At 63.8% G+C, this 26,585-nt stretch carries 29 protein-coding genes and 1 riboswitch; of the genes, 14 read left to right on the top strand and 15 right to left on the bottom strand.

The features are described from left to right. Positions 1-84: 84 nt before the first annotated feature. The 4 genes from B2J77_RS18520 to B2J77_RS18505 form a co-directional block, all read right to left on the bottom strand. Positions 85-570 carry a DUF3299 domain-containing protein gene (locus B2J77_RS18520; RefSeq protein WP_416231928.1) on the bottom strand — a complete coding sequence of 162 codons (486 nt, stop codon included), beginning with the start codon at positions 568-570 and terminating at the stop codon, positions 85-87. 135 nt (positions 571-705) lie between these two features. Further along, positions 706-1,971, bottom strand: a complete 1,266-nt coding sequence (locus tag B2J77_RS18515; protein ID WP_078479193.1) for an ABC transporter permease — start codon at positions 1,969-1,971, stop codon at positions 706-708. Beyond that, positions 1,971-2,681 (bottom strand): ABC transporter ATP-binding protein, encoded by a 711-nt coding sequence (locus B2J77_RS18510; RefSeq protein ID WP_058638674.1) that lies wholly within the window; start codon positions 2,679-2,681, stop codon positions 1,971-1,973. The genes B2J77_RS18515 and B2J77_RS18510 overlap by 1 nt, the downstream gene beginning before the upstream one ends. Further along, positions 2,682-3,260: a DUF2796 domain-containing protein gene (locus B2J77_RS18505; RefSeq protein WP_058638673.1), complete on the bottom strand. Its 579-nt coding sequence runs from the start codon at positions 3,258-3,260 to the stop codon at positions 2,682-2,684. Between the two features lie 126 nt (positions 3,261-3,386). On the opposite strand from B2J77_RS18505, the gene B2J77_RS18500 reads away from it, so the two are divergent. Then, positions 3,387-3,746 (top strand): hypothetical protein, encoded by a 360-nt coding sequence (locus tag B2J77_RS18500; RefSeq protein WP_058638672.1) that lies wholly within the window; start codon positions 3,387-3,389, stop codon positions 3,744-3,746. A gap of 180 nt (positions 3,747-3,926) precedes the next feature. On the opposite strand, the gene trxA is transcribed toward B2J77_RS18500, so the two are convergent. From trxA to B2J77_RS18485, 3 genes are read right to left on the bottom strand one after another with little or no spacing between them, the layout of a single operon-like run. Beyond that, a complete protein-coding gene (gene trxA / locus B2J77_RS18495) occupies positions 3,927-4,799 on the bottom strand; it encodes a thioredoxin (protein WP_058603969.1) in 873 nt (290 codons plus the stop codon). Between the two features lie 31 nt (positions 4,800-4,830). After that, complete coding sequence (locus tag B2J77_RS18490) at positions 4,831-5,490, bottom strand: class I SAM-dependent methyltransferase (RefSeq protein WP_078479192.1); 660 nt, start codon at positions 5,488-5,490, stop codon at positions 4,831-4,833. After that, the gene (locus tag B2J77_RS18485) at positions 5,491-5,943 is read right to left on the bottom strand and encodes a YbaY family lipoprotein (protein WP_058638671.1); all 453 of its coding nucleotides are present in this window, start codon (positions 5,941-5,943) and stop codon (positions 5,491-5,493) included. A gap of 105 nt (positions 5,944-6,048) precedes the next feature. On the opposite strand from B2J77_RS18485, the gene nrdR reads away from it, so the two are divergent. From nrdR to B2J77_RS18425, 12 genes are all read left to right on the top strand, one after another. Then, positions 6,049-6,513 carry a transcriptional regulator NrdR gene (gene nrdR / locus B2J77_RS18480; protein WP_027915127.1) on the top strand — a complete coding sequence of 155 codons (465 nt, stop codon included), beginning with the start codon at positions 6,049-6,051 and terminating at the stop codon, positions 6,511-6,513. A 2-nt stretch (positions 6,514-6,515) separates the two neighbouring features. After that, a complete protein-coding gene (gene ribD, locus B2J77_RS18475; protein ID WP_058638670.1) occupies positions 6,516-7,646 on the top strand; it encodes a bifunctional diaminohydroxyphosphoribosylaminopyrimidine deaminase/5-amino-6-(5-phosphoribosylamino)uracil reductase RibD in 1,131 nt (376 codons plus the stop codon). Between the two features lie 40 nt (positions 7,647-7,686). Then, entirely contained in the window at positions 7,687-8,352 is a 666-nt protein-coding gene (locus B2J77_RS18470; RefSeq protein WP_078479190.1) for a riboflavin synthase, read from the top strand. A gap of 18 nt (positions 8,353-8,370) precedes the next feature. Next, positions 8,371-9,462: a bifunctional 3,4-dihydroxy-2-butanone-4-phosphate synthase/GTP cyclohydrolase II gene (ribBA, locus tag B2J77_RS18465; protein ID WP_023535004.1), complete on the top strand. Its 1,092-nt coding sequence runs from the start codon at positions 8,371-8,373 to the stop codon at positions 9,460-9,462. A 92-nt stretch (positions 9,463-9,554) separates the two neighbouring features. Further along, positions 9,555-10,031, top strand: a complete 477-nt coding sequence (gene ribE / locus B2J77_RS18460) for a 6,7-dimethyl-8-ribityllumazine synthase (RefSeq protein ID WP_023534949.1) — start codon at positions 9,555-9,557, stop codon at positions 10,029-10,031. Beyond that, positions 10,028-10,528, top strand: coding sequence for a transcription antitermination factor NusB (gene nusB / locus B2J77_RS18455; RefSeq protein ID WP_058603973.1), 501 nt, complete (start codon positions 10,028-10,030; stop codon positions 10,526-10,528). Before ribE ends, nusB begins: the two co-directional genes overlap by 4 nt. Before the next feature lie 18 nt (positions 10,529-10,546). Continuing rightward, on the top strand, positions 10,547-11,521 hold the full coding sequence (thiL, locus tag B2J77_RS18450; protein WP_058638690.1) for a thiamine-phosphate kinase: 975 nt from the start codon (positions 10,547-10,549) through the stop codon (positions 11,519-11,521). Next, the gene (locus B2J77_RS18445) at positions 11,518-12,021 is read left to right on the top strand and encodes a phosphatidylglycerophosphatase A (RefSeq protein ID WP_023535011.1); all 504 of its coding nucleotides are present in this window, start codon (positions 11,518-11,520) and stop codon (positions 12,019-12,021) included. The genes thiL and B2J77_RS18445 overlap by 4 nt, the downstream gene beginning before the upstream one ends. Positions 12,022-12,034: 13 nt before the next feature. Continuing rightward, entirely contained in the window at positions 12,035-12,775 is a 741-nt protein-coding gene (locus B2J77_RS18440; RefSeq protein WP_058603974.1) for a substrate-binding periplasmic protein, read from the top strand. 133 nt (positions 12,776-12,908) lie between these two features. Then, a complete protein-coding gene (gene ribA, locus B2J77_RS18435) occupies positions 12,909-13,526 on the top strand; it encodes a GTP cyclohydrolase II (RefSeq protein ID WP_023534989.1) in 618 nt (205 codons plus the stop codon). Then, positions 13,523-13,942 (top strand): hypothetical protein, encoded by a 420-nt coding sequence (locus tag B2J77_RS18430; protein ID WP_058603975.1) that lies wholly within the window; start codon positions 13,523-13,525, stop codon positions 13,940-13,942. The genes ribA and B2J77_RS18430 overlap by 4 nt, the downstream gene beginning before the upstream one ends. Beyond that, a complete protein-coding gene (locus tag B2J77_RS18425) occupies positions 13,942-14,760 on the top strand; it encodes a cobalamin-binding protein (protein WP_078479189.1) in 819 nt (272 codons plus the stop codon). Before B2J77_RS18430 ends, B2J77_RS18425 begins: the two co-directional genes overlap by 1 nt. Here B2J77_RS18425 and B2J77_RS18420 read toward each other — a convergent pair. The 8 genes from B2J77_RS18420 to B2J77_RS18385 form a co-directional block, all read right to left on the bottom strand. Then, positions 14,732-16,603, bottom strand: coding sequence for a TonB-dependent receptor domain-containing protein (locus B2J77_RS18420; RefSeq protein WP_078479188.1), 1,872 nt, complete (start codon positions 16,601-16,603; stop codon positions 14,732-14,734). The genes B2J77_RS18425 and B2J77_RS18420 overlap by 29 nt on opposite strands. Positions 16,604-16,779: 176 nt before the next feature. Further along, a complete protein-coding gene (gene dxs, locus B2J77_RS18415) occupies positions 16,780-18,675 on the bottom strand; it encodes a 1-deoxy-D-xylulose-5-phosphate synthase (RefSeq protein WP_078479187.1) in 1,896 nt (631 codons plus the stop codon). A 118-nt stretch (positions 18,676-18,793) separates the two neighbouring features. After that, positions 18,794-19,681, bottom strand: coding sequence for a (2E,6E)-farnesyl diphosphate synthase (gene ispA / locus B2J77_RS18410; RefSeq protein ID WP_058638665.1), 888 nt, complete (start codon positions 19,679-19,681; stop codon positions 18,794-18,796). Next, the gene (locus B2J77_RS18405) at positions 19,678-19,920 is read right to left on the bottom strand and encodes an exodeoxyribonuclease VII small subunit (protein ID WP_023534977.1); all 243 of its coding nucleotides are present in this window, start codon (positions 19,918-19,920) and stop codon (positions 19,678-19,680) included. The genes ispA and B2J77_RS18405 overlap by 4 nt, the downstream gene beginning before the upstream one ends. A gap of 125 nt (positions 19,921-20,045) precedes the next feature. After that, positions 20,046-20,696 carry a 3,4-dihydroxy-2-butanone-4-phosphate synthase gene (ribB, locus tag B2J77_RS18400; RefSeq protein ID WP_058638664.1) on the bottom strand — a complete coding sequence of 217 codons (651 nt, stop codon included), beginning with the start codon at positions 20,694-20,696 and terminating at the stop codon, positions 20,046-20,048. 80 nt (positions 20,697-20,776) lie between these two features. After that, a riboswitch (FMN riboswitch) is annotated at positions 20,777-20,918 on the bottom strand. Positions 20,919-20,976: 58 nt separating this feature from the next. After that, positions 20,977-21,897: an alpha/beta hydrolase gene (locus B2J77_RS18395; RefSeq protein WP_078479186.1), complete on the bottom strand. Its 921-nt coding sequence runs from the start codon at positions 21,895-21,897 to the stop codon at positions 20,977-20,979. Between the two features lie 80 nt (positions 21,898-21,977). Then, positions 21,978-23,324, bottom strand: coding sequence for a sensor histidine kinase (locus B2J77_RS18390; protein WP_058638662.1), 1,347 nt, complete (start codon positions 23,322-23,324; stop codon positions 21,978-21,980). After that, entirely contained in the window at positions 23,324-24,016 is a 693-nt protein-coding gene (locus B2J77_RS18385) for a response regulator transcription factor (protein ID WP_058638661.1), read from the bottom strand. Before B2J77_RS18385 ends, B2J77_RS18390 begins: the two co-directional genes overlap by 1 nt. 182 nt (positions 24,017-24,198) lie before the next feature. On the opposite strand from B2J77_RS18385, the gene B2J77_RS18380 reads away from it, so the two are divergent. Beyond that, positions 24,199-26,373, top strand: a complete 2,175-nt coding sequence (locus B2J77_RS18380) for a TonB-dependent siderophore receptor (protein ID WP_078479459.1) — start codon at positions 24,199-24,201, stop codon at positions 26,371-26,373. Positions 26,374-26,585 lie beyond the last annotated feature (212 nt).

Genomic DNA, 26,585 nt, shown 5'->3' with positions numbered 1-26,585 from the left:
ATCGTGTAGTCCAATGGTACGGATGCAACTAAACAGAAAGTTTGACCCAGCTCAAAGAAGCGTCTGCACCGGCCTTCGGAATGCTCATCTGAGTTCGTAGGCGTAGATCTTCTCGGCTTCCATCTGGTAACCCGCCTCAGCCAGTTCGCTGCTCGAGAGTTTGACATGCATCGTGCCCTCTATCCAGTAGGGCTGATACAGATCTTCGACCCTTACGCCCATTTCACTGACGATGTGCACAATCTGGTTCGACGGGGGCGGGGGCACGTGGATGCACGCACCGTAGTACGGCACCAGCAGAAATTCGGTGGTGCGGCCTTGCTCATTGACCTCCAGCGGCACGATGTAGCCCGGCAGCTTGATCTGCTGGCCATCGAGGCTGTTCACCACGGGTGCAGCAGGCGCCTGCTGGCGCGCGGCCGGGGCGGACTCGGCAGACAGTGCATCGCTGAGCTGCGACATGTCATGCAGGGGCGCCAGTTGCGGCGCGACGACCGGTGCGCCTTCGGGGATCAGGGCGGGCCAGTCGAGCTCTCTGGGCTGCGATGCCCATGCAGGAACCGCAAGCATCACGAGCAGCGAAAAAAGCAGGCGCCGGGCGGGGCTACCGGTTGGCAGGCGGGCCCCCATACGGCATGTCCATGCGCTTGCAAGCGCATGGAGAGCCCCGAGGCAGGCAGTGAGAAATCGGATCATCACAGGCTCTCAAAGGTGGATCGACAAACCATCTGCCAACGACTGCCGATAGGCTCGCCATGCCGGAACGCTGCCCATCAACAGCGCTGCGCCAAGGATGATAGCCAGCAACGACCATTCATGCGTGCTGGGCCAGGCCAATGGCAGGTACAAGCCATAGTTGGCCTGCACGTAACCCTGGGCCAGGGCGATGCCGGCGTACAGCAGGCCAAGCCCGGCAACGATCCCGGCCGTTGCCAGAGCCAGAGCCTCAAGTACCAGCAGCCCGGCGATGTGCCATGGTCGTGCACCTACCGAGCGCAGGATCGCCATTTCCCGGCGGCGCTCGTTCAGACTGGTAAGAATCGCCGTGAGCATGCCGATCAGCCCGGTCAGCACAACGAACAGCGAGACCACGAACAGGGCTTGTTCGGCAGTGCCCATCAGGCTCCACAACTCCTGCAACGCCACACCCGGCAAAATCGCCAACAGCGGCTCGCTGCGGTATTCATTGATTTCGCGCTGCAGGCTGAAGGTGGCGATCTTGTTGTTCAAGCCCAGCATGAACGCCGTGATCGCAGCGGGTTGCAGGTCCATGACACGCGCCTGTTCTGCACTGATGCGTCCCGCACCTCGGGCCGGCACCCCGTTGTGCCAGTCGATATGGATCGCCTCCATGCCGGCCAGGCTGATGTGCAAGGTGCGGTCAACCGGCGTGCCGGTGCGCTTGAGTACACCGACCACGGTAAATGGTTTGTCGTCGTGCTTGACCAGGCTGATCGCCGCCACGCCATGGGCCAGCACCAGTTTGTCGCCCAGCTTGTAGTGCAAGGCGTCGGCAACCTCCGCGCCCAGTACCACTTCGAAAGGATCGTCGGCAAATTCCCGGCCCTCGCGCAACGCCAGGTGCTGCTTGCGCCCGTACTGATAGTGGTCGAAATAGGCGCCGGTGGTGCCCATCACCCGGTAGCCGCGGTGCGAGTCGCCCAGCGAGATGGGGATCGCCCACTTCACCCGTGGGTCCTGGGCGTAGTGCTGGTAGCTGTCCCAGCGTATGTTGTTGGTGGCATTGCCGATGCGAAACACCGAGTACAGCAGCAGGTTCACCGAACCTGAACGCGCACCGACAATCAGGTCAGTACCACTGATGGTGCTGGCAAAGCTGGCGCGGGCTTCGGTGCGCACCCGTTCGACAGCCAGCAGCAGACAAACCGACAAGGCGATGGCAAACGCGGTCAGAAAGGCGGTGAAGCGGCGGTTGGCCAGGCTGGCCAGGGCAAGGCGAAGCAGGTACATCATGCCTCCCGGGGCTTGGCGGCACGATTGAGCTCGGCCAGGGACAGGTGTCGGTCGAACAGCGGGGCCAGGCTCTGGTCATGACTGACGAACAGCAAGCTAGAGCCTGCCGCGCGGCATTCATCGAACAGCAACGCGATGAACGCTTCGCGGGTATCGGCATCCAGCGCTGATGTGGGTTCATCGGCGATCACCAGCTCGGGTTGGCCGATCAAGGCGCGGGCGGCGGCGACGCGTTGCTGCTGGCCGATCGACAGGCTGTCGGCTCGCCGCGTGAGCAACTGCGGATCGCCCAGGCCCAGGTGGGCAAGCAATTCGCGGGCGGCCTGGTCGACGCTACCGTGGCGCTCGACGGCACGCTGGGCGCGGCTGCGCGAGAAACGACAGGGCAGCTCGACATTTTCCCGCACCGAGAGAAACGGCAGCAGGTTGAATTGCTGGAAGATGTAGCCGGTGTGGTCCACACGGAAACGGTCGCGGGCACCTTGGCCGAGTAGGGCCAAGTCCTGTCCAAGCAGTTGGATTCGCCCACGGCCTGGCCGGTTGACCCCGCCGAGCAGGCCCAGCAGGGTGGTCTTGCCACTGCCGCTTGGGCCCTTGAGAAACACGGCTTCACCGGCTTGCAGTTCAAAGGCCGGGATATCCAGCAACGGCGGTTGTCCCGGCCAGGCGAACGCCAGGTCTTGCAGGTGGATCAGCGGCTGGTTCATTCAGAGTGTGACCACAGCCTTGGTTGGCGAGGTTTCCACCCCCTTCTGGCCGTTCGGGCCGATCAATTGCACATTGATTTTCTGCGTGGCGGGGAAGGCCTTGAACAGCGGCGACAGGTCGATCTGAGTGAGTTTTTCGGGCGCTGTGCAGGTGAGTTGGTAATGGGCGTTGATGTCGCTGTGAACGTGGCCTTTTTCGTGCTCGTCGGCATCATCGTCCGCCTTGGCGGCATCCCCAAACAGCGGGCTTTGCAGTTCTTGCTGGTCTGGTGTGCAACCCGCGGCCGCCGTCAAGGCGAACAACTTCAGGGGCTGTTCCAACTGCTGACGCACCGCGGCCACCTTGGCCTTGTCGGCATCGCTGCTGGCCATGTGCTCGAAGCCGACCAGGTTCATCGCCGGGCTGTCCAGCTCAAGCTCCAGGGTATTGCCGTCAAGCACGGCATTGAGCTTGGCCACGCCATGCTCATGGGCGGCAAGCGTGCCATGGCCGTGATCATGCTCATGTTCTCCGTGGGCATGGGCCGTCATGGCCAATGGCAAGCAGGCGAAGGGCAAGGCGAGCAGCAGACGACGCATGGGCGACTCCAGGAGCGGATTGTAGGATTAGTTATGTTATAACGATTGTTTGGCAGGCCGCCAGCCTCGTGGCTCAGGTTTCATGTTGCGGTAGCATGGCGACAATGACTTGAGCGAGGACCTACAGTGAGAATTCGTGGAACGATCGGTAAGTGGCCGGTGGACTTGACCATCGAGCTTGATCCCCAGGAATGGGCGCAGTTGGCACGGCCAGCCGAACAGCTCCCCGCTTCGACACCCCAGCCAGCTGCCGCGGTGCCTCCCGCAGCAGCAAAGGATGATGGGCCGTGGCGGGTAGCCTGCGAATTATTGCGCACGGCTGGCCGGATGGAGGGGCCTGAGCTGCTTGAGCATTTGCAGGGCCTCACGGGGGACTTTGGCGCAGCCAAGCGGTTGCTGGTGCGGTTGCGGCACCATGGGCAAGTGCGGGTGTTCAGTGAGGGCGAAACGCCGGTGTATGTGTGGCAGGCCGGCGAAAAGGCGTAGACGACCTCGAACGGCGTGACAAGCGTGTCAGTGGCCGGCTCACGGGGCAAGGCGGAGCAACCCAGGCAACAGGTGCTGGGCCTGATCAGTACCGAGCCGCTCGTATCCCAGAGCAGAGTTTGAGCACTAGGGCATGAGCAGGGTGGCGTACCTTGCTCATGCCTCCACGCCTGATAAGCGTCAGTACATCGCTGCAAACAGCTTACGGCGATACGTACCCACCAGCGGATGGGCACTGCCGAGCAACTCGAACACCTGTAGCAATGCCTTGTGTGGCAGCCCGTTTTCGTAACCGCGATTGCGCTGGAACAGCTTGAGCAGGCTTTCGAGCGCGGGCTCGTACTGCTGGCGTGCCAGCTGCTGAATGCACAATTGGTACGTGGCTTCGTCATCCTGTGGATTCTGCGCCAGGCGACTTTTCAGGTCGGCAACCTCCGGCAGGCTGGCGGCCTGGCGCAGGAACGTCAGTTGCGCCTTGGCGCCGGCCAGAGCGGCCTTGTGGTCCTCTGTCTTGACCGCATCCAGCACCACCTGGGCTTCGCCCAGTTCACCGCGCTCGGCCAGACAGCGGGCGTACAGAATCAGGCCTTCGGCGTTGCTGTTGTCTTCGGCAAGCAATTGCTGCAGCACGGCTTCGGCTTCGCCAAAACGGCTTTCGGCGAACAGCGCCTGCGCCTGTTCCAGCGGCGAAGCGGTGGGTGGCGCCGGCAGCTGCACATGCGGCTCGAGCATGGCGCGAATCGCCGATTCCGGCTGGGCGCCGGCAAAGCCGTCGACCGGCTGGCCATCCTTGAACAGCACCACGGTCGGCAGGCTGCGGATGCCGAATTGCGCCACTACCTGCTGCTCGACGTCGCAGTTGATCTTGGCCAGCAGCAGTTCGCCCTGGTACTCCTCGGCAATTTTCGCCAGAAGCGGCATTAGAGCCTTGCACGGCGCGCACCATTCGGCCCAGAAATCGACCAGCACCGGCTTGTGGAATGAGTTCTCGATCACCAACTGCTGGAAGGTAGCATCGGTGGCATCGAAGATGTATGGGGTGTCCTGGCTCATCGCGACTCTCGCAAATCCGTGAATGACACCACTATAAAGGCTCGCGGCTGGCGTGGTACAGGCTGACCCGGCGGAATTCGTGCGGCTCGGCCAGGTCCGGAAGGGTCAAGGCGTCGAGCACCCCGAGCGATCGGTACAAAGGGTGGCTGAAGTCCCGCACGCGCGAGTCGGCTACCAGTACCTGTCGGCCCCGGTCGAGGAAGGCATCGAGCAGCGGCAGGTTGGCGCGGTCGTAGAGCACATCGGCCACCAGGATCAGGTCAAAACGGTCATCTTCGGCAAAAAAGTCGCTGCTGTAGCCCAGTTCTACCTCGTTAAGGGCGGCGTTGGCACGGCAGGCGTCCAAGGCGAGCGGATCAAGGTCGCAGGCCACGACCTCCAGCGCACCTGCACGGGCGGCGGCAATGCCGGCGATGCCGGAACCGGCGCCAAAATCGAGCACCCGCTTGCCGGCTACCCACTCCCGGTGCTCGGCCAGGTAGCGCGCCATGGCCAGGCCACTGGCCCAGCAGAAGCTCCAGTACGGCGGGTCTTCGAGAATGCGCCGGGTTTCTTCACTGCTGAAGGCGCGGTCCATGTTCTGGTCATCGATCAGCCATAGTTTCAACGTGCAGCCGGGCAGGTCGCTGATCACCAGCCGTGCTTCGCCAATCAGGCCGCTCAGGGCCTGTTGCAATGCCACTGGCGCCACTTACGGTGCCTTTTCGAACTGCAGCGGGCCGGTGGCCTGGGTCTGTGCCTGGGTGATGCGCAGCGGCGGCAAGTGCATGATCAACTGGCCAGAGCGGCTGGCTCGTCCGCGCAGCTCCACCCTGGCGCCGGCCGGAAATGCCTCGGGATTGAAGCGCAGCTGGTAGGGCAAGGCCTGTCCGGTACCCGGCAGGGTGCTACTGGCCAGCAGCTGTTGCGGCCGATCGCGCTCATCGATCACCAGCAGGGCAAGTTCCACCTCTGCGCCTGCGGGGATTCCCAGCAACGTGCCGCTCAGCTCGCGCTGATAAGCCGGCAAGGGGCCAAGCGGCTGGGCCTTTTTGGCCACCTTGGCGGGCGCCGGGGCAGGCGGTTGTTCGGTCTTGGGCCGGTCACTGCCGCAGGCGGTGAGCAGGGCGGCGCAGCACAGCACGGCAAGCGCGCGAAGAGGCATGGGGTAGTCCTTCAGGGGCAGAATTGCATGGATGTTAACCCCTTTGGCTTGTCTTGCCAGTGGGATGCGCTACCATGGCCCTCCCTTTTTTTGTTGCCTGCCACCATGCACTGTCCGTTTTGCGGTGCCAACGACACCAAGGTCATCGACTCGCGCCTGGTCGCCGAGGGCGAGCAAGTGCGGCGCCGTCGCGAATGCGTCGCCTGCGGCGAGCGCTTCACCACCTTCGAAACCGCCGAGCTGGTACTACCCCGGCTGATCAAGCAGGACGGTACTCGCCAGCCCTTCGACGAAGACAAGTTGCGGGCCGGCATGCAGCGTGCGCTGGAAAAACGCCCTGTCAGTGTCGAGCGCCTCGAAGCCGCCCTGGCCCACATCAAGAGTCGGCTGCGGGCCACCGGTGAGCGCGAGGTCAAGTCGCTGGTGGTGGGCGAGCTGGTGATGGGCGAGTTGCGCAAGCTCGATGAAGTGGCCTACATCCGCTTCGCCTCGGTTTATCGGCGCTTCCAGGACCTTGACGAATTCCGCGAAGAAATCGACCGCCTGGCCCGTGAGCCAGCCAAAGAGTGAGCATGCAAACCCCCGCAGCTGTGCTTGACGCCCATTACATGGCCCGCGCGCTTGAGTTGGCGCGCAAGGGGCTCTACACCACCCACCCCAACCCGCGTGTGGGCTGCGTCATCGTCCGCGATGGCGAGGTGGTGGGCGAGGGCTGGCATGTACGCGCCGGGGAGCCACACGCCGAGGTGCATGCGCTTGCCCAGGCAGGCGAGCGTGCGCGGGGCGGCTGTGCCTATGTCACCCTCGAACCCTGCAGCCACCATGGCCGTACGCCGCCGTGTGCCGAAGCCTTGGTCAAGGCCGGTGTGGCGCGGGTGGTGGCCGCCATGCAGGACCCGAATCCCCAGGTGGCCGGGCAAGGCCTGCAGCGGCTTGCCCAGGCCGGTATCGACGTGGCCAGCGGGGTGCTCGAAGCGCAGGCACGGGCACTCAACCCTGGGTTTCTCAAGCGCATGGAGCAGGGGTTGCCGTTCGTGCGCGCCAAGCTGGCCATGAGCCTGGATGGTCGTACCGCCATGGCCAGCGGCGAAAGCCAGTGGATCACCGGCCCTGCGGCGCGTTCTGCCGTGCAGCGCCTGCGGGCGCGCTCAAGCGTGGTGCTGACCAGTGCAAGCAGCGTGCTGGCTGACGGTGCACGCATGACGGTGCGTGGCGCCGAGTTGGGCCTGGACGCCGAAACCACCGCGCTTGCCCTGAGCCGGGCACCGCTGCGGGTGCTGGTCGATGGCCGTTTGCGCTTGCCCTTGCAGGCACCATTCTTCCAGGCCGGCTCGGCGCTGGTGGTGACCGCCGTCGCAGATGACCCACGTTATGCCGCTGCCGGCCATGAACTGCTTAGCCTTCCGGGTGACAATGGCCATGTCGACCTGCGTGCCCTGCTTCAAGCCCTGGCCGCCCGTGGCGTCAACGAAATCCTGCTGGAAGCCGGCGCAGGTCTGGTGGGTGCCTTCGCCCAGCAAGGCCTTGTCGACGAGTACCAGCTGTTCATGGCCGGCACCTTCCTGGGCTCAAGCGCACGTCCCCTGCTGGACTGGCCACTGAACCGCATGAGCGAGGCACCGCGGCTGCAGATCACCGACATGCGCGCAGTAGGCGATGACTGGCGGGTCACAGCCGTACCGCTGCCTGCTCCCGGCGTATAATGCGCGGCTTGCCCCGCGCACACCGTTTTGAGGAAGACCCATGTTCACCGGCATCATCGAATCCATCGGCACCATCCGCAGCCTGACGCCCAAAGGCGGCGACGTGCGCGTGCACGTCGACACCGGCAAGCTCGACCTGGGTGACGTCAAGCTTGGCGACAGCATCGCCGTCAATGGCGTGTGCCTGACGGCAGTGGAATTGCCAGGCAACGGCTTCTGGGCCGATGTCAGCGTAGAGACCCTCAAGCGCACGGCCTTCGTCGACCTGAAAAGTGGCAGCAAGGTCAACCTTGAAAAAGCGCTGACGCCCACCACCCGCCTGGGGGGGCACCTGGTCAGCGGCCACGTCGACGGTGTAGGTGAAATCATCTCGCGCAGCGATAACGCTCGCGCCATCCAGTTTCGCGTGCGTGCGCCGCGAGAACTGGCCAAGTACATCGCCCACAAGGGTTCGATCACCGTCGATGGCACCAGCCTGACGGTCAACGAGGTCAATGGCGCCGAATTCGAGCTGACCATCGTCCCGCACACCCTGTCCGAAACCATCATGGCCGACTACCGCGCAGGGTGTCGGGTAAACCTTGAGGTCGACCTGCTGGCCCGTTACCTGGAGCGCTTGCTGCTGGGCGACAAGGCGGCCGAGCCGAGCAAGGGCAGTGGCATCACCGAAAGTTTCCTGGCCGCCAACGGCTTCTTGAAATCCTGATTGAGAAGGGGGTGCCGCGTGGCGCTCAACAGCATCGAAGAACTGGTCGAAGACATCCGCCAGGGCAAAATGGTCATCCTGATGGATGACGAAGACCGCGAGAACGAAGGCGATATCATCATGGCAGCCGAATGCTGCCAGCCCGAGCACATCAACTTCATGGCCAAGCACGCCCGTGGCCTGATCTGCATGCCAATGACCCGCGAACGTTGCGAAACCCTCAAGCTGCCGCTGATGGCGCCGCGCAATGGTTCGGGTTTCGGCACCAAGTTCACCGTTTCGATCGAGGCGGCCGAAGGGGTCACCACCGGCATCTCCGCCGCCGACCGTGCCCGCACCGTGCAAGCGGCTGCCGCCCGGGACGCCAAGGCTGAAGACATCGTCAGCCCCGGGCATATCTTCCCGCTCATGGCTCAGCCAGGCGGTACGCTGGCACGCGCCGGGCACACCGAGGCAGCCTGCGACCTGGCACGCATGGCCGGGTTCGAACCCAGCGGCGTGATCTGCGAGGTGATGAACGACGACGGCACCATGTCGCGCCGCGCCGAACTGGAAGTGTTCGCGGCCGAGCACGGCCTGAAGATCGGCACCATCGCCGATCTCATTCACTACCGCATGATCCACGAGCGCACCGTGCAGCGGGTTTCCGAGCAGTCGGTGGAAAGCGAGCTGGGCGAGTTCAACCTGGTCACCTACCGCGATGCGGTGGAAGGTGACGTGCACATGGCCTTGACCCTGGGCACCATCTGCGCCGAAGAGCCCACCCTGGTGCGGGTGCACAACATGGACCCGCTGCGTGACCTGCTGCTGGTCAAGCAGCCGGGCCGCTGGAGCCTGCGCGCCGCCATGGCCGCCGTGGCCGAAGCCGGAAGCGGTGTGGTGCTGCTGCTGGGGCACCCGCTTGATGGCGACGTGCTGCTCGCGCATATCCGCGAAAGCGCAGGCGATGCACCGGCCAAGACCCCGACCACCTACAGCACCGTGGGTGCCGGTTCGCAGATCCTGCGTGACCTGGGTGTGCGCAAGATGCGCCTGATGAGTTCGCCGATGAAGTTCAATGCGATATCCGGATTCGACCTGGAAGTTGTAGAATACGTGCCCTCCGAGTGACTTGAGGCGGCAATGACGCCCTGCAGCTCGAGTCCATACCCCTGTCGAGGCCGCCAGCAAGCGGCCTTGCGTTTGAAGATGAGAATATCGCAATGACCCTGAAGACCATCGAAGGTACCTTCATTGCCCCCAAAGGTCGCTATGCTTTGGTGGTTGGCCGCTTCAACAGCTTCGTTGTCGAAAGCCTGGTAAGTGGTGCCGTTGATGCCCTGGTACGCCATGGCGTCAGCGAAAACGACATCACCATCATCCGTGCGCCTGGCGCGTTCGAGATTCCGCTGGTTGCCCAGAAGGTCGCCCAGCAGGGTGCTTACGACGCGATCATCGCACTGGGCGCTGTGATCCGTGGCGGCACCCCGCACTTTGAATACGTGGCGGGCGAGTGCACCAAGGGCCTGGCCCAGGTGTCCATGGAGTTCGGTGTCCCTGTGGCGTTCGGCGTACTGACCGTCGACTCCATCGAGCAGGCCATCGAGCGTTCCGGCACCAAAGCCGGCAACAAAGGTGCAGAAGCCGCCCTGTCTGCCCTGGAAATGGTAAGCCTGCTGGCGCAGTTGGAGGCCAAGTGATTAGCGACGAAAGCGATCGTTTCAACCCGCGCGATCCCAAACCTGCGGATGCCGGCAAGCCATCGAAGAGCGCCAAGCGCCGTGAAGCCCGCAAGCTCGCGACCCAAGCGCTGTATCAATGGCACATGGCGCAGCATTCGTTGAACGAGATCGAAGCGCAGTTTCGGGTCGATAACGATTTTGCGGATGTCGACGGCGCCTACTTCCGTGAAATCCTGCATGGCGTTCCGGCCATCAAGGACGAAATCGACAGTGCGCTCAAGCCCTGCCTGGACCTGAGCCTCGACGAGCTCGACCCGGTCGAACTGGCCGTGTTGCGTCTGTCCACTTGGGAATTCATCAAGCGCATCGACGTGCCTTATCGCGTTGTGATCAACGAAGGCGTCGAGCTGGCCAAGGTCTTCGGCGCCACCGACGGTCACAAGTTCGTCAACGGCGTGCTCGACAAACTGGCACCGACGCTGCGCGAAGTCGAAGTCAAGGCGAACAAGCGCTAATTGCGGCGCAGCCTGGCCATGGGTGAGTTCGAGCTGATCAACCGTTACTTCGCCTCCGCGCACTGTGCAGTGCACGGCGAGGGCGAAGGGGTGGCGCTGGGCATCGGTGACGACTGTGCCCTGTTGGATCTCCCTCCCGGTGAGCAGTTGGCCGTCTCGACCGACACCCTGGTAGCCGGCGTGCATTTCCCTGCCGTCTGCGACCCGAAGCTGCTGGGGCAGCGCTGCCTGGCCGTCGCTGTCAGTGATCTGGCCGCCATGGGCGCCACTGCGATCGGCTTCACGCTGGCCCTTACCCTGCCTGACGTCAGCCACGATTGGTTGGAGGAGTTTTCGGCAGGGCTCAGCCGCATGGCACACCGTTGCCGCATGAGCCTGATTGGCGGTGACACGACCCGGGGTCCGTTGAGCATCACCGTGACGGTGTTCGGCCGTGTGCCCACCGGGCAGGCATTACGACGCACTGGCGCCCAGCCAGGCGACCTGCTGTATGTCGGTGGCTCGCTGGGCAAGGCCGCTGGCGCCTTGCCCCTGGTGCTCGGGCAGCGCCAGGCACCGCCGGCCGTGGCAGCGCCGCTGCTGGCCCACTATTGGGCGCCCATGCCGCAGCTCACCCTCGGTGCCTTGCTCAGAGGGCACGCTACGGCGGCACTCGATATTTCCGATGGCTTGCTAGCCGATTGCGGTCATATCGCCAAGGCCTCTGGCGTGGCGCTCGAGGTGAACCTGGCGCAGGTGCCGGTGTCCCCCGAAGTGGAGGCGTTCCTGGGGCGCGAGGCGGCCGTGCAGGCAGCGCTCGCCGGTGGTGACGACTACATCCTGGCGTTCACGGCACCCCCGGACGCCTTGACGCACCTTGCGCACTTTGGCTTCATCCAGGTCTACCCCATTGGCCGCGTACTGCAAGGGCAGGGCGTGTCCCTGCGCGACGCGCACGGTCAGGACATCACGCCTCGGCAGCGGGGCTACCAACACTTTAGGGAGATACCGTGACCGACCACCCCAATCAGGTGCCTGCGGAGTTCGTTCCGCCATCGGTCTGGCGCAACCCTTGGCACTTCATCGCGTTCGGGTTCGGCTCCGGCACCTTGCCCAAGGCGCCTGGCACCTGGGGCTCGCTGGTGGCGATACCCTTCATTCCGCTCTGGCAGATGCTGCCCGATTGGGGCTACTGGCTGGTACTGGGTATCACCATGCTGTTCGGCTTTTGGCTGTGCGGCAAGGTGGCCAATGACTTGCGCGTGCATGATCATGAAGGCATCGTCTGGGACGAAATGGTCGGCATGTGGATTACGCTGTGGCTGGTGCCCGATGGCTGGCAGTGGCTGTTGGCGGGCTTTCTGATGTTCCGCTTCTTCGACATCCTCAAGCCTTGGCCCATCCGTTGGATTGATCGTCACGTCCATGGCGGCGTCGGCATCATGCTCGATGACGTGCTGGCCGGCGTCTTCGCCTGGTTGGGCATGCAGGTTCTGGTATGGGCTGTCGCATAGAACGGGGGCTGCCATGGTGCTGAAGGGTATGCTGCTGGCATTACTGATGGTCGCGGCCCCGTGGGCGACTGCCGGCGACAGCCAACCTGACCAGGTTCACCTGGTCAGCGAGGAGTGGGCCGACTACACCAACGCAGATGGCACCGGTGTGGCCTGGGACGTGATGCGTAAGGTGTTCCAGCCCGCAGGGATCGAGGTCGTGCCGCAGAGTGCGCCCTACAGCCGTGCCATTGGCCTGGTCAAACGTGGCGAGGCTGATGCCTGGGTCGGCTCCTACAAGAACGAAAGTGAAGACAACCTCTACCCTCGCTGGCATTTCGACGTCGACCATGTCTACGCCCTCGGGCTTGCCAGCAAGCCGGCCCCCACACTGGCAACCATAGGCGACTATCGCCTGGCCTGGGTGCGTGGCTATGCCTATGGCAAATACTTGCCCCGCGTGCGGGAGTACCGTGAAATCCAGCGGCGCGAAGGCATTCTGCCCATGCTTGAGCATGACCGGGTGGACTTCTATGTCGACGCCATGACCGAAGTGGACTACGTCATTGGGCAAAGCTCGCAACCTGATCGATTCCGGCGTACCCACGTGGTCGAGCTGCCCATGTACCTGGCGTTCGCCCGCAGTGAACGGGGTGAGGCACTGCGTGATGTGTTCGACAAACGCATGGCCGAACTGGTGCGCAGCGGCGAACTCAGGCCGATATTCGAGCGTTGGAAACAGCCTTATCCTTTCGATACCAGCGCCAAGCCGTAGCGCGTTGCGTATAACCGCACCTGCCACGCATCGAGGTTTTCGATAATAACCGGCGGTATACTGCCGGAGCACTGCTCGTAAGCTGCTGATACAATCGGTCCATTGAAATTCCCACTTATCCCAGGAGCACAACGTGCCCGTCGTCTTTGTTGCAGCCTCTAAACTCCCGACGCCTTTCGCGACTTTCACCATGCACGGCTTTCTGGATGAAGCCACCGGCCGCGAGCACGTGGTGCTCAGCCTGGGTGATATCGCCGATGGGCAGCCGGTATTGGGGCGCCTGCATTCCGAGTGCCTGACCGGCGACGCCTTGTTCAGTCAACGCTGTGATTGCGGGTCGCAACTCGAAGCTGCCCTCCAGGCGATCGCCCGAGAAGGCCGTGGCGTGCTGCTTTACCTGCGCCAGGAAGGCCGTGGCATTGGCCTGCTGAACAAGATCCGCGCCTATGAACTGCAGGACGGCGGGGCGGACACGGTCGAAGCCAATGAGCGCCTCGGGTTTGCCGCCGACCAACGCGACTACGCCATCTGCCTGCCAATGCTCGAGCACCTGGGAGTCAAGGCGTTGCGCTTGATGACCAACAACCCGCGCAAGGTCAAGGCCCTGACCGACATGGATATCGTGGTGGCCGAGCGTGTGCCGCTGCATACCGGGCACAACCCGCACAACAGCCATTACCTGGCGACCAAGGCCGGCAAGCTGGGCCATATGCTGGGCAACGAACACCAGGGCGAGGTGCCCCAGGCGTGACCCGTGCCGAGGTCAAGCGGCGTCTTGCCCTGGCCTGGTGGCAATACCTGGCGGTGGGCCTCGTGCCGCTGCCGGTCATGGCCTGGGCCTTTGGCGGTGGCGAGGCGATGATTCCCATGTTGGCCATGCCGCTGTTCATCGCTGGCGCAGCCACATTGTTTCTCACCTTGCCGCGCTTCGGGGCCTACAAGCGCGCGCTGATTGCCACCTCCAAGGCCCTCGGTACCGAAGCCGAGCCTGCTGCGTGGATCGAACTGGCTCGCGTGCGGCGCCTGGCCATGACCTATGCCTGCTTCCCCGCCTGGGTAGCCGCGGTGTCGGTGCTGGTAGGGCTGGAGACCGTCCCGCAGGTGCTGCTGGCCTTGTCCACCGTGGTGTTGCTGTACCTGTACCGCCTGCCGCCTCAGCTCGGCTGATGCGCCGGCTCATTGCGGGGCTGGCGCTTCTGGCCTGTAGCCTGGCGAGCGCTGGGCCAGTGCGCGTCGTCAGCCTGGCGCCGTCGATGACGGACATCATGCTCGAACTTCAGGCAGGCGATCTGCTGGTGGGGGTGCTCGATGGAGGGGAACGGCCCCCTGCGCTGCGAGCGCTCCCCTCGGTGGGGCGCTATGGCCAGCTGGATATGGAGCGCTTGCTCAGTCTGCGCCCTGATCTGCTCTTGCTGTGGCCGGGCAGCGTACCCCCTGCGCAGCGCGACCAGCTCAAGCGTCTAGGCATCCCTACTTTCAGCGCAGAGCCCCGCGGCATCGAACAGTTGATTGGCCAGATCGAAGAAATTGCCGAGCACGTGGGCCGCGCTGATCAAGGGCGCCGCTACGCTCACGCCTTGCGGGCACGATTGAAGGCACTGCGCCAGCAATACCACCGTGACAGGCCTCTGCAGGTCTTCTACCAAGTCTGGGATCACCCTTTGTACACCCTGGGTGGGCAACAAGTGATCAGCGATGCGCTCGCCGTCTGTGGTGCGCGGAATGTCTTTGCGGATTTGAACCCGGCAGCGCCACAGGTGAGCGTGGAGTCGGTCATCGCCCGCGACCCCGACATCATCCTGGCTGCCGATGTGCAACAGTTGGCCAGCTGGAAGGCCTGGCCGATGCTGCGCGCGGTGGCGCAGGACGGGTTGCTGGTGGTACCGGACAACGGCATCGAGCGCCCCAGTGGGCAGATGATCGAAGCGACGGCTCGCCTGTGCGAACTGCTAGCTGCTAGAGCGCCGGTGTCCAGGTCACGCTGAACAACAACGTGCGCCCTTCTTCCCGATAGGCGTGGGGGTTGCCCTCGTAGCTGTACAGGGCGCGGCTGTAGCCACGGTCGAACAGGTTGTCCAGCTTCGCCTCCACCGTCAGCGCCTCGGTGGCTGCCCAACTGCCGCGCAGCCCCAGCAGCCCGTACCCACCCAAACGGCTGCGGTTGCCTTCATCGTCGTAGCTGCTGCTGACGGCTTGCACACTGGCACCGACGCCGAAGGGACCCACACGGCGGTCCAGATCCAGGCTCAGGGTGCGGCGTGCCCGTCGGGCCAATGTATGGCCACTGTCGCGGTCTCGGGGGTCGATCATCGCCAGGCCCAGCTGGCTGCTCCAGTCGCCCCACTGCTGGGCCAGGGCCAGCTCTACACCGTCGACGCGCGCCGAGGCCACGTTGCGGGGAATAGCATCCTGGCCGAACACGATCGCATCGCGCAGGTCGGTGCGGTACAAGGAAGCCTCCAGGCGGGTGTCGGAAGACAGCTGGCTGCGCCACTGCACTTCATGGGTTCTGGAATGCTCGGGGTCCAGGTCAGGGTTGCTGAACTGCGGGTAGTACAGGTCGTTGAACGTAGGTGCCCGGAAACCTTCGCTATAGGACAGCACTACATCATTGCGATCATCCAGCGCAACGGTCACGCTGCCACTCCAGGTGGTATGGGTGCCGAATTGCTCGTTGCGGTCCTGGCGTACGCCCACTTCAGTGGAGAACAGCGGGCCTTGGTAGCGATGCTGAAGAAACACCGCCCGGTTCCAACGGCTGTCCTTCTCGAAGTCGGTACTGGCGTGCACGCGGTCCTGATACCAGTCGGCACCGGCGAGCAGGCTGTGCTGGTCGTTCAGGGCCAGATCGTTCTGCCAGGTCATCTGGTCGCGGTAGGTGTTGAACACAAAGCGTTCACTGCTCAACGTGTCGCGCTTGTCGTCACGGTTTTCGCTGTGCGCTACCTCCAGCCGCGTGTGCCAGTTGTCGTTGGGCTGGGCGTCGAGGTAACTGCCCAGGCTGGCGATACTGAAGTCGGTGTAAGGCTGCTGGCCGACGCTTTCGTAGGTGACAGGGTCGAAGCCGCCGAATGGGTTGTCGTATTGACTGCGGCCCTGACTGTGCAGCAGGTTCATGCCGACTTCCACGCGCTCGCCGAGCGTCTGGCTCAGGCTGAAGTTGAGCGATTTGTTACGGTAAGCGTCATGGTCGGCGTCGCTGCCGAACGACGGTCCTGTTGAATCGATGCCTGCCGTTTCGTCCAGGCTTGCGCCCAGGTTGAAGCGCGTTGAGCCGTCGGCGCCCGACACACCCAGGCTGCGCTGGAAGGTTTTTCGGCTACCGGCGGCCAGACGCACACGCGGGTGCAGGCCATCTCCGACGCTGCGCCGGGTGAACACCTGGATGACCCCGCCAATGGCATCGCTGCCATACACCGCCGACCGGGAGCCGCGAAGCACTTCGACACGCTCGATCTGGTCGACGTTGAGAAACTGCAGGCCGCTGTCGCCTGAGGTCGCGTTGGCGATGCGTACACCATCGACCAACACCAGCGTTTGCGCAGTCTTCGTGCCGCGAATGAAAAGGCCTGGCAAGCTGCCGCGTCCGCCGGTCGGTGCCACCTGCACGCCCGGCACGCGGCTGAGCAGGTCCATGACGCTGCTCGGTTGCAGGCGGTCGATATCGGTCCGGGTGAACACGGTGTTCGCAGCACTGGTGGCGGTGCGCGACTCTACCTGGCGGCTGGCGCTGATGAGCACATCGGGCAGTTTGAGGGCTTCGTCGCGTTCGGACGCCAGCAGGGGCAGAGGGAGGCAAAGCAGGGTGGCGAGGGTCGGGTTTTTCACGGGCGGTACACGTCTGCGAAGTCTGCGCACTCCAACACGACGGGGCCCAGCGGAGAAAGGCCCTTGCCCTCAGAGTCGCCATGAACGAAGAAAAAGCCGGCAATCACCGACCTCGTTGGGTAAATGAATGCCGGCTCGTTTGGCTGAGCAACAGGGCTGCAGCGCAGCCCTGCACATCAAAGCCCCAGCTTGACCATGCGGGCTTTGACGCTCGCTTCGATGCCCGCTGCATCCAGCCCGCACTCTGCCAGCATCTGCGCAGGCTTGGCGTGTTCGACATAGAGGTCCGGCAAGCCCAGGTGCAGCAACGGCTTGACCACCGCCTCCCTGGCCAGGCACTCGCCTACGGCAGCACCGGCACCGCCCATGATGGCGTTCTCCTCGATGGTCACCAGCAGTTCGTGGCTACCTGCCATTTCCAGCACCAGGGATTCATCCAGAGGCTTGACGAAGCGCATGTCGACGACCGTGGCATTGATCTGTTCGGCCACTTGCAGGGCTTCGGCCAACTGTACGCCAAAGACCAACAGTGCGACCTTTTCACCCCGGCGACGCACCACGCCCTTGCCAATCTCCAGCGGTTCCAACCCCTCGTCGACAGCCGCGCCAGGGCCAGTACCGCGCGGATAGCGCACGGCAGCCGGGCCGTTGTACAGGTGGCCGGTGCTGAGCATTCTGCGCAGCTCGCTTTCGTCGCTGGGCGTCATCACCAGCATGCCAGGGATGCAGCGCAGGTAGGACAGGTCATAGCTGCCGGCATGGGTCGGGCCGTCTTCACCCACCAGGCCGGCGCGGTCGATGGCGAACAGCACGTCCAGGTTCTGCACGGCCACGTCATGAATCAACTGGTCGTAGGCCCTCTGCAGGAAGGTCGAGTAGATAGCCACCACCGGCTTGCTACCTTCGCAAGCCATGCCCGCCGCGAGGGTGACGGCATGCTGTTCGGCAATCGCCACGTCGAAGTAGCGTTCAGGGTAGCGCTCGCTGAACGCCACCAGGTCGGAGCCTTCCTTCATGGCCGGCGTGATGCCGACAAGGCGATCGTCGGCAGCGGCCATGTCGCAGAGCCACTGGCCGAACACGGCGGAATACTTCGGTCCGCTGGCCAGTTTCGGCGCAACCGGCTTGCCCACGGGCTCGAGCTTGGTGATGGCGTGGTAGCCGATCGGGTCGATCTCGGCCGGGGCGAACCCCTTGCCCTTTTTGGTCACCACGTGCAGGAACTGCGGACCCTTGAGGTCGCGCATGTTGCGCAGGGTGGCGATCATCGTGGGCAGGTCGTGACCATCGATGGGGCCGATGTAGTTCCAGCCCAGCTCTTCGAACAGGGTGCCGGGGACCAGCATGCCCTTGGCATACTCTTCGGTACGCCGCGCTATTTCCCACGCACCTGGCAGGCGCGACAGCACTTTCTTGCTGCCTTCGCGCATGCTGGTGTAGGTGCGGCTGGAGAGGATCTTGGCCAGGTAGTTGGACAAGCCTCCCACATTGCGCGAAATCGACATGTCGTTGTCGTTGAGGATCACCAGCATATCGGCGTTGACTTCCTGGGCGTGGTTCAACGCCTCGAAGGCCATGCCCGCCGTGAGTGCGCCGTCGCCGATGACCGCAATGGACTTGCGAGCGCTGTTTTGCAGGCGCGCCGCAATGGCCATGCCCAGTGCCGCGCTGATCGATGTGCTGGAGTGACCGACGCCGAAGGTGTCGTACACGCTTTCGCTGCGGCGCGGGAAGGCGGCTACGCCGTCTTTCTGGCGCAGGCTGAGCATGCGGTTGCGGCGCCCGGTCAGAATCTTGTGCGGGTAGGCCTGGTGACCCACGTCCCATACCAGCCGGTCATCGGGGGTATCGAAGACGTAGTGCAGGGCGATGGTCAGCTCGATGACGCCCAGGCCGGCACCGAAGTGCCCACCGGTCTGGCCCACGGTATACAGAAGCTCCTGGCGCAACTCGTCGGCCAGGGTCTCCAGGTCGGCTTCGGCCAGGCGGCGCAAGCCATCTGGCGTGTCAGCGCGGTCGAGCAGCGGCGTGACCGGGCGTTCGCGGGGGATCTCTTGAAACGTCGTGGGCATCAGGCGAGTCGTTATAGGTGTATTAAGACGCGGCAGTTTACCCCATTGTAGGAAAAGCTGCCCATTCAGACGGGTGACGCGCGGGCGGCTTCGCAGCCATCGCGCGGTACTCACCAGGTCAGTTGCGGCGTTCGACGATATAGCGCGCCAGGGCTCGCAGTGGTTCGGCCTTTTCGTCGAACCTTTCCAATGCGACCAGTGCCTGGTCGCGCAGTTCGATCGCGTAGGCCTTGGCCGCCTCCATGCCCAGCAGGGCAGGGTAAGTCGGCTTGTCGCGGGCGATGTCGGCGCCCTGGCGTTTACCCAGTGTAGCCGTATCGCTTTCCACATCCAGGATGTCGTCCTGAACCTGGAAGGCCAGGCCAATGGCCTGCGCATACACCTGCAAGGCATCGAGCTGCGTCTGGTCGGCACGGGCACTGGCCAGCCCACCCAGGCGGACACTGGCTTCGATCAGGGCACCGGTCTTGTGCCGGTGCATGAACGCCAAGGCCTGCTGGTCCAGCTTCATGCCCACCGAACCCAGGTCGATGGCTTGCCCGCCCACCATGCCAGCGGGACCGGCGGCCGTGGCCAGGGCCTGCACCATGGCCAGGCGAAGTGCGTCGGTCTGAGGGCTCAGGTGGGGGTCGAGCAATGCGTTGAAGGCCAGGCTTTGCAGGCCGTCACCGGCCAGAATGGCGCAGGCCTCGTCGAACGCCTTGTGTGTGGTCGGCTGGCCGCGACGCAGGTCGTCGTCGTCCATGGCCGGCAAGTCGTCATGGACCAGCGAGTAAGCGTGAATGAGCTCGACTGCGCAAGCGGCGCCGTTGGCGTGCTCCGCCGGAGCGCCCAAGGCCTCGCAGGCCGCATAGACGAGCAGCGGGCGTACGCGCTTGCCGCCGTTCATCACGCTGTAGCGCATGGCGGCATACAGGCGCTCGAGTTCGGGAGTGGGGGCGATGAACAACGGCTCGAGTGCGCCATCGACACGGGCCTGGCAGGCGGACTGATAGGCACCGATCATGCCTCGGGTTCCACGTCGAAGGGTTGGGCGGTCAGTTCGCCATCGCGCTCCAGCAGCACCTGCACCTTCTGTTCGGCCTGAGCCAGGGCGCCTTGGCAATCACGCGTCAGGGCAATGCCTTGTTCGAAAGCGGCAAGTGAGTCCTCCAGGGACAACTCGCCGTTCTCCAGGCGCTCGACCAGTGCCTGCAACTCGGCAAGGGATTGCTCGAAATCAAGGGAAGCTTTTTTGCGGGCCATGGCGGCAGTCTCGGCGGTAGTCTGAACGCCGCGACACTAGCAGAGCAGGGCGGGGTGAGCAAACCGCCATTGGCACGGCAGCGCCGGGTTGGCGCCGCCGTCCAGGCCTTGGATGGCCAGGTCGATCAGATCGCCGGAGCCGTTTGCGCCTGCAGCGCCAGGCGATACTGCGCCAACTCATCGATGGTCAGCGTGGGCAGGTTGTACTGGCGCGCATAGACGGCCACTTCCTCGCCGCGAGCCATCGTGCCATCAGGGTTCATCAATTCGCACAAGACCGCTGCCGGCCGCAGCCCGGCCAGGCGCGCCAGGTCAACCGACCCTTCGGTGTGGCCGCGACGCGTGAGCACACCGCCATTGCGCGCGCGCAGCGGAAAAACATGCCCAGGGCTGACAATATGCCGTTGCTCGGCCGAAGAGCGCAGTGCAGCGGCGATCGTGGTGACCCGGTCCTGGGCGCTTACGCCAGTGGTGATGCCCTCGGCAGCTTCGATGGTGACCGTGAACCCGGTGCCGTGGCGGGCCTGGTTGTTCTGGACCATGGGTGCCAGTTGCAGCTCATCGACCGTTGCCTCGTCCAGGCACAGGCAGACGATGCCGCTGCAATCGCGGATCATCATGGCCATGGTCTGCAACGAAATGTTCTCGGCAGCGGCAATGATGTCCGCTTCATCTTCACGGTCGTCATCGTCAAGCAGCAGCACGGGGCGGCCGGCCTTGAACGCGGCGATGGCGGCGGTGACATTGGGAAAGTGCACAGGGTGCAAAGTAGACATGAAACGCTCCTCGTAAATGATCGATGAACGTCTCGGGGCGAGCAAAATGCGTGCGCAGGGGTGCCCATGGGGCCCCTGCCTGACGCCTTCTTTCATCCGGACTATGACCGTCGGCCCTGGAATCTCACCAGGTCTGCTGACCTCCGGCACAGCCGGAGCGCTCGCGGGCTCATCTTTCGATTTACCGCCGGTGGGGACTTTCACCCCGCCCTGAAGACCGGGCAAGCATACCGCACCCGGTGCCTGGGTTGGCAACCCGCCGTCATGATCGGGGCCGCTGTCAGCGGCTGGACGAGGTGCCCTGCGGTGCTGCTTTGCTCAGGCTATCGATCAGCCAGTGCAGCGATGCCGGAAGCATCGGCCCATGCCCGAGGCCGTCGAACTGCTTGAAGGACACCTGCACGCCGTTGACCTGGGCCAGGCTGGCGGCGAGGCTCCGTGCCGTCTGATCGGCGTGGGGCTGGGCCGGTTCGCGGGGGCTGGCCGGCTCCAGTACGCCGCGCATCAACAGCACGCGTGGCTGGGCATCCCCCAACTGCGACGGCAGGCCTGCCGCTTCGTGCAGGATCGCGCCGTCGTGCCACCACAACGAGGGGCTGGCCGCCGCATAGACGGCGAATGACTTGGGCCGGGTGAAGAGGGCATGAAGCACGGCCAGGCCGCCATAGGAGTGTCCCCACAGGGTCTGCTGCCGGAGATCGATGCTCACCAGCGCTGCCAGCCTCGGGCGCATGCGCGTCTCCAGCAGGTCGAGAAACGCATCCACCCCGCCGCTGGGCTGCCCGGTGAGAGGGTCGCGCTGCTCTGTCTTCCCGGCAAGCGCCGGCGTGTAGTCGTAGGTTCGGCTGGCTCTGTCGATGCGCTGGTGGGTCTGGTAACCCACGGCGACCAGTACGGGGGCCTGGCCGGCGGCCAAGGCGTCGAGGCGTTGCCGGTCCAGGGCGCCCAGGGCTGCGTTGCCGTCCAGCATCCATAACACCGGGTAGCCGGTTGCGGGGGCGGCGCGCTTGGGCAGCCCTACCCATAGTCGGTAGTGACGCGCGCCGTCTGCCGAGTCAAGGTCCAGTTGGGTGAATCGGTAGGCCAGGTCCTTGCGTGCCAGCAGCGTCGTATTCATCGGCTGGTCATGCTCAGGCTGGGCCGTGGCGGCACCGGTCACAAGGGCCAGCGCAAACGCCAGGCCCCGGATCATTCTGTTCATCAGGCATCTCTTCACGGCATTGCAGGCACTGCAACTCAAGCAGCCAGATGATAGTCAGCCTCCAACACGCGTAAAGCGCCTTAACTTTCTAAACCGTTGGCGCTGGCCGGCAGGGTCAGGTGCAGGTGCAAGCCTGGGTGAGCATTGCAGGCCCAGAGTCGGCCACCCTGCAATTGCACGGCGCGCCGGGCGATGGCCAGGCCCAGTCCAAAGCCTGCGCCGCTGGCGCTCAGCCGCTGGTAGGGTTGAAAGATACGCTCAAGCGCTGCCTCGGGCACGCCGGGGCCTTGATCGCGCACGCACAAGTGCCAATGCGCGCCTTCGCGCCAGCCCTCCAGGCAGACGGTTCCATCGGGCGGAGAGTGTCGGATGGCGTTTCGCAGCAGGTTCTCCAGCGCCTGGGCCACGCTGTCCAGGTGCACCTGGACCACGCAGTCCTGCCCGAGCGTGCATGGCAGGCGCGCGAGGCTCCAGCCACTTTCGAAGCAGATGTCCTGGCACAGCGCCTCCCACAGCGATGTCATCAGGACCGGCTCGGTGGCCAGGACGGGCTGTTCGGTGTCCATCCAGGCCAGGTCGAGGGTGTCTTCCAGCAGTTTCTGCATATGGCTGGTTTCATAATCCATGCGCGCGCGTAGCTGGGCGGCAGGCAAGTTGCTGTCATGGGCAATACGCAGGCGTGCCAGCGGCGTGCGCAATTCGTGGGACAGTGTGCGCAATAGCAGCCGCTGCTGTTCCAGGCTCTGGCGCAAGCGATTGGCCATGTGATCGAAAGCCTGCGCCAGCTCGCCCAGCTCATCGCGCCGGTCTTGCAGGGGCAGGCCTGGGCTGTCCAGGTCATTGGCCCGCAGCGCGTCGGCGCGGTCACGCAGGCGGTTCAACGGGGCGACAAGGTGACGGTACAGTGCCAGCCCCATCAGCAGGGCCAGCAACGCCGGCGCCACGCCGTGGGTGACCAGGTGAGTCCAGGGTGTCAGCCCGGTGGGCAGTAGCCGCTCGGGCAGTTGCATGACCAGGCGCCCGTGTTCGGGGTGGCGCGGGAAGGCAATGCTGACGTAAGGCAGTTCGCCTTGCAGGCGGCGGCTCATGGGCCAGTTCAGCTTGCGCATGAAGGTCAGGTGACCTGCCTCCTCGGCTGTGAGCGGTGTGGTGCCCAGGCTTTGCAGGTAAGGGCCGACGACCGCTGCCCAGGTGTCCTCGGTCATTTGCACTTGCTTGCGCCAGGTCTCGACGCCCATGGCTCCCCCTTGCTCCCAGGCGAGCTCGGCCTGCCGGGCATAGCGCGCCAGGTAGTCCTGGTCGGCCTGGGCCAGGAAATAGGTGCTGCGCTCCACCGTCAGGCCCCAGGTCCAGATCAACCAGGTGAGCAGCAGGCAGAAGCTGACCTGCAGCAGGGCCAGCTTCCACAGCAGCGGATGTCGCCGCATCAGGCCGGGCTCTGCACGACCAGGACATAGCCCTGGCCACGCACAGCCTGGATGAGCAGATGCTGTATGCCGATGTCCGCCAGCTTGCGGCGCACGTTGCACACATGCACATCCAGGCCTCGATCCAGGCGCGTGTAGCCACGGTGCAGGACGGTCTGGTACAGGAAAGGCTTGCTCAGCGGCTCCCCGGCATGGGCGTGCAGGGTGATCAACAAGCGGAACTCCGAGCCAGTCAACCCAGCCGGCAGGCCGTTATGCATGACATCCTGTGCAGTGTGATCAAATACGGGCTCATCAGTACGCGTCGCCACGGGCGGCGTGCTGTGGAAGGCGACCCGACGCAACAGTGCATCGACCCGTGCATCCAGTTCCGCCAGACTGAAGGGCTTGGGCAGGTAATCGTCGGCACCCCGGGTAAATCCGGTGATGCGGTCCTGCTCGGCACCCAATGCCGACATGAGAATCACCGGTACTGCCTGCTTGCGCCGCAGTGCATCGAGCAGGCTCAGCCCGTCGAGACCTGGCAGCATGATATCCAGCAGCGCCAGGTCGAATACGCATCGGTGGGCATCGGCCAGCGCCGCGTCGCCCGTCGCGCATGCGTGTACCTCGAAGCCACGGTCGATGAAATGGCGGTAAAGGTCGTGGCGTAAGCGTGGGTCGTCTTCGACCAGCAGCAGGGAGGTGGGCACGGCGAGCCTTGAATGAGAATTTATATCAGTTGCAAATCATCCCACCGGACTCGACCCTAGGCAATGGCCCAATGTGTTAAGAAGGTTAATGCTGCTGCATGCCCTGTACCTGCTCCGGTATCGTTCGCAAAAAGCAATATGTTTCGTTTGCGAATTACTATCATATGGGCAAAGGGTGCGGCATGAACGTTTTCAGTGGGGCAGGGCGCGCGCGACGCGTGCGGGGATGGCTGGTGGCGGGGCTGGTAGCGCCGTTTTCACTTACGGCATTGGCGCAAGACGTAGCCATGGTGGTGAACGCTGACGATCCCCTCGACCTGCCGGCATTGACCATCGAGGGCAATCGGCTGTACGACATGCTGCCCTCCGAGGCCACTGGCGGGTACAGCGTGGACGCCGCCACCGTGGGCACCAAGACGCCAGCGGTCTTGAAGGACATCCCACAGTCGATCACCGTCTATACCCAGGATTACGTCAAGGATCGGCAGTTCGTTCACCTCGATGACCTGGCCAAATACACGGCCGGCCTGCGTACCCTGACCAACGACAGTGGTCGGTCATCGATCTACGCCCGTGGCTATGAGTACAGCGAATTCAACATTGACGGCCTGCCAGCACCGATGGCGAGCATCTTCGGGACCGTGCCATCGCTTGTGGCATTCGACCGTGTCGAGATCATGCGTGGCCCGGCCGGGCTGTTCAGCAGCACCAGCGAACTGGGCGGTATCGTCAACATGGTGCGCAAGCGGCCCACGGCCGACTTTCAGGGGCATGTCGAGGGCTACTACGGTACCTGGGATACCAATCACCAGGAACTGGACCTGAGCGGGCCGCTGGACGAAAACGGGCGGGTGCGTGGGCGCTTCATCGCCTCGCGCGACGACACTAATGGCGAAGTCGATTACAACGCCAATACCAGCAACAGCTACTACGGCGCGCTGGATGTCGACCTGGACGAGGCCACTACCCTGTCGTTCGGCCTGATCCACGAGGTCAAGAACATTACGCCGCACAATGGTTACCCGGCAACGTTGGACGGCAAGGTGCCTGACTTCAGCCATTCCCGTTTTCTGGGCGCAGACTGGAACGCGTTCGACGGCAAGACCACCGACCTGGTCGCTGAGCTGACCCATCGTTTCGACAACGGTGGCTATGGCCGCATCGCTGCACGCGGATCGCACCGCGATACCAACTATCTCTACGCGTTCACGGCCACAAACCCCACGACGGGCAAAAACTCCGAACGCGCCAGTGCGCGCGATTTCACCCAGGACACCTACGCGGTCGATGCCAGCTACAGCCAGCCCTTCGAAACCTTTGGCCAGGTCAGTGAGTTCGTCGTTGGCAGCGATTACAAGAACTACGACACCGAGTACCTGAACGGGGCCACGACGCTGGGCAACATCAACGTCAACACTTACTCACCCAAGCAGTTCGCCAAACCCGCTGCGAACTACACGACCGAGACGGGCATGCAGGAAGAGGAATACGGCTTGTATTCCAAGGTCACCTTCCGCCCGGTCGAGCGCCTGGCATTGATCGCCGGCGGGCGGTTCAGTTGGTACCGTGGCGATTTCTACACCACGACCCTCAAGACCGGTGTCACTGCGGACGATAGCAAGCAGGTCGATGGTCATTTCACACCCTATACCGGTGCGGTCTACGACCTGTCCGAAAACCATGCGCTGTATGCCAGCTATTCGCAGGTGTTCAAGCCGCAGTCGGCGACCGATGGCGACGGCCGAGTACTCAAGCCACGTGAAGGCGAGCAGTACGAAGTGGGTATCAAGAGCAGCTATTTTGGCGGCGCACTCAATACGCGCCTGTCGGCATTTCGCCTGACCGACGAAAACCGCGCCACCACCCGTTACGACAGCGAAGGCGTCGCGACCAAGGACTCGGTAGCTGCCGGCAAGACACGGGTCAAGGGGGCAGAAGTGGAAGTCAGCGGCAAGCTGACCGATAACTGGGAGCTGCTGGGCGGTTACACCTGGATGGATACCGAAACCGTGAAGGGCGATGCCGAAACCACGTTCTTCATCATGCCGCGCCACCAGGCGTCGCTGTGGAGCAAATACACCATCAGCCAAGGCGCGCTCACCGGGCTGGCCATCGGTGGCGGCGTCTCGGCGATGAGCAATTTCCACTCGGAAAACGGCGGGGTACGCATTGATGCGCCAGGTTATGCCACCGTGGATGCCATGCTTTCCTACCCGGTGACCTCCAAACTGACTGCCACCGTCAACGTCAACAACCTGTTCGATCGCGATTACCTGTCGCGGGTGGGTTCGACATCCACGTTCAACTTCTACGGCCCGTCGCGCAGCGTGCTGGTGGGTGCGCGTTACGATTTCTAAAGGCGTGTGCTAAAGGACAATTCGGCGGCGCCTATAGGGTCTCGCCGCTTTGTTCTGGCTGAAAGACAGGCATTAAAAAGCCGGCTTGTGGCCGGCTTCTCGGGGACGCTTCCGACTAATTTATGGTAAGCCGCAATCGCCTTAACGGTGTGGCCAAAAGAGGCCTGAAAGAGATGGCTGATGCCCGTATGGGGTATCGCCGAGCCCTCTGG

The sequence above is a fragment of the Pseudomonas parafulva genome, assembly GCF_002021815.1.
Classification (GTDB): Bacteria; Pseudomonadota; Gammaproteobacteria; order Pseudomonadales; family Pseudomonadaceae; genus Aquipseudomonas; species Aquipseudomonas parafulva_B.
This window is presented reverse-complemented; position numbering and strand designations above follow the sequence as displayed.

Excerpts from the sequence above, each read along its gene's own strand:
- trxA (WP_058603969.1), bottom strand. The coding sequence starts at position 4,799 with ATGAGCCAGGACACCCCATACATCTTCGATGCCACCGATGCTACCTTC.
- B2J77_RS18380 (WP_078479459.1), top strand. The coding sequence starts at position 24,199 with ATGAACGTTTTCAGTGGGGCAGGGCGCGCGCGACGCGTGCGGGGATGG.
- nrdR (WP_027915127.1), top strand. The coding sequence starts at position 6,049 with ATGCACTGTCCGTTTTGCGGTGCCAACGACACCAAGGTCATCGACTCG.
- B2J77_RS18390 (WP_058638662.1), bottom strand. The coding sequence starts at position 23,324 with ATGCGGCGACATCCGCTGCTGTGGAAGCTGGCCCTGCTGCAGGTCAGC.
- B2J77_RS18470 (WP_078479190.1), top strand. The coding sequence starts at position 7,687 with ATGTTCACCGGCATCATCGAATCCATCGGCACCATCCGCAGCCTGACG.
- ribD (WP_058638670.1), top strand. The coding sequence starts at position 6,516 with ATGCAAACCCCCGCAGCTGTGCTTGACGCCCATTACATGGCCCGCGCG.
- B2J77_RS18405 (WP_023534977.1), bottom strand. The coding sequence starts at position 19,920 with ATGGCCCGCAAAAAAGCTTCCCTTGATTTCGAGCAATCCCTTGCCGAG.
- ribE (WP_023534949.1), top strand. The coding sequence starts at position 9,555 with ATGACCCTGAAGACCATCGAAGGTACCTTCATTGCCCCCAAAGGTCGC.
- B2J77_RS18425 (WP_078479189.1), top strand. The coding sequence starts at position 13,942 with ATGCGCCGGCTCATTGCGGGGCTGGCGCTTCTGGCCTGTAGCCTGGCG.
- B2J77_RS18485 (WP_058638671.1), bottom strand. The coding sequence starts at position 5,943 with ATGCCTCTTCGCGCGCTTGCCGTGCTGTGCTGCGCCGCCCTGCTCACC.
- B2J77_RS18510 (WP_058638674.1), bottom strand. The coding sequence starts at position 2,681 with ATGAACCAGCCGCTGATCCACCTGCAAGACCTGGCGTTCGCCTGGCCG.
- thiL (WP_058638690.1), top strand. The coding sequence starts at position 10,547 with ATGGGTGAGTTCGAGCTGATCAACCGTTACTTCGCCTCCGCGCACTGT.
- B2J77_RS18520 (WP_416231928.1), bottom strand. The coding sequence starts at position 570 with ATGCTTGCGGTTCCTGCATGGGCATCGCAGCCCAGAGAGCTCGACTGG.
- B2J77_RS18395 (WP_078479186.1), bottom strand. The coding sequence starts at position 21,897 with ATGAACAGAATGATCCGGGGCCTGGCGTTTGCGCTGGCCCTTGTGACC.
- dxs (WP_078479187.1), bottom strand. The coding sequence starts at position 18,675 with ATGCCCACGACGTTTCAAGAGATCCCCCGCGAACGCCCGGTCACGCCG.
- B2J77_RS18515 (WP_078479193.1), bottom strand. The coding sequence starts at position 1,971 with ATGTACCTGCTTCGCCTTGCCCTGGCCAGCCTGGCCAACCGCCGCTTC.
- B2J77_RS18505 (WP_058638673.1), bottom strand. The coding sequence starts at position 3,260 with ATGCGTCGTCTGCTGCTCGCCTTGCCCTTCGCCTGCTTGCCATTGGCC.
- ribB (WP_058638664.1), bottom strand. The coding sequence starts at position 20,696 with ATGTCTACTTTGCACCCTGTGCACTTTCCCAATGTCACCGCCGCCATC.
- ispA (WP_058638665.1), bottom strand. The coding sequence starts at position 19,681 with ATGATCGGTGCCTATCAGTCCGCCTGCCAGGCCCGTGTCGATGGCGCA.
- B2J77_RS18440 (WP_058603974.1), top strand. The coding sequence starts at position 12,035 with ATGGTGCTGAAGGGTATGCTGCTGGCATTACTGATGGTCGCGGCCCCG.